A 1,360-nucleotide genomic window follows, 5' to 3' on the forward strand; every position below is an offset into this window, starting at 1 on the left:
GAAGGATAAGGCGGCGTTGGTGAAGGAATTCAAAGAGAAGATTGATAATGGTAAGACACCGGAAGAGATAAAGCTGGAGTGGATCAAGGAGATTGAGAAAAAGAAGATGGAGGAGGTGAAGAAGGCAAAAAAGGAAGCGTTTATTCTGGGAATAGAGCAGCGCTTAGGGGAATCGGAGACGTTAAAGGATAAGCTGAAGGGGGGAAAGCTTGAAGAGCTGAAGGGAGGTAGCCTCAAGGAGGCGCTAAATAAGTTGGGCACCTGGATAGGCGGGAAGGAGGAGTGGAAGGAGGGGTTTAAGGGCCAAGTAGATATGCTGAAGAACCTCAAGAGCAAACTAGAGGAACTAGCTGCAATAAGGGGATTGAAGGGGGAGTAGAGAGACTCAAGGGGGAGTTAGATAAACTCAGTGAGCCAGGAGATTTGGAACAGCTAGAGGCTAAGAAGTTAGAGGAGGTGGAAGCGGCAAAGAAGGAAGTGGCGGACAAGATAGAGAAGGTGAAGGAAAAGGTGGGAGACACTGGGCTGGGAAAGAAGGTGGAGGAACTAGGGGAGAAGTTTAAGAGACTTACTGAGCAAGACTCGGCAGAGCTGGTGCAGAGGGTGAGGGAGGAGCTCAGAGAATCGGAGGCGCTAGAGAAGGTGAAGAATCTGGGACTCGAGGGTATAAGGGTGGTAGTAAAGCTCAAGAGCAAACTAGAGGAACTAGCTGCAATAAGGGAACTGAGAGCATTGGGATTAGAAGAGAGGTTAAGAGAATTAGCTGAGGTTAAGGAAGTTAGAGCATTAGCTGAAAAAAGAAAAGAGTTAGATGTTCAAGGAGGATTACAACTTACAGAGAGGATTAGAGCATTAGGAGGACAGCTAGATCGGTTGGAAGCTAGGAGATTGGCAGAGAGCACAGAAGGTAACTTAGAAGAAGTTTGGATACTGGGAAATTTGGGACAGTTAGATGAGTTAGCAACTGGGAAGAAGCTCAGAGAATCGGAGGCTACTAGGGCAACGCTGAAGCAGTTGAAGGAGATAAAGTTAGTAGACCTAGAGAGGAAGCTAGAAACCATGGGGGAACTGAAGAAGGAGATAGAGAAAATCAAGAACGCACAGGAGTTGGAGAAGCTGGAGCAAGAGAAGATCAAGGAGGTGGAAGCGGCGTTAAAGAAGGTGAAGAGCGGGGAAAGGGTTGGTAGTAGCCTCAAGGAGGAGCTCAAGGGGCAGTTGGAGGCTGGGAAGCTTAAGGAGGCCAAGATAACAAAGCTAAAGGAGCTGGTGAAGGAATTGGAGAAGCCAGGAACAGTGAGCCAGGGAGAACTGAAGGAGGGAAAAGAGAACCTCAAGAGCAAACTAGAGGAACTAGCTGCAA

At 47.9% G+C, this 1,360-nt stretch carries 1 protein-coding gene and 1 pseudogene; both read left to right on the top strand.

Translation table 11 applies throughout. The features are described 5' to 3' along the window. Positions 1-379 (top strand): hypothetical protein (locus GAC_RS05690; protein ID WP_241760185.1); only part of this gene is annotated, 379 nt, incomplete at its 5' end. Positions 380-423: 44 nt separating this feature from the next. Beyond that, a pseudogene (locus GAC_RS05815) lies at positions 424-1,360 on the top strand (P44/Msp2 family outer membrane protein); the annotation flags it as partial.

Source organism: Anaplasma marginale str. Florida (genome assembly GCF_000215485.1).
Lineage (GTDB): Bacteria > Pseudomonadota > Alphaproteobacteria > Rickettsiales > Anaplasmataceae > Anaplasma > Anaplasma marginale.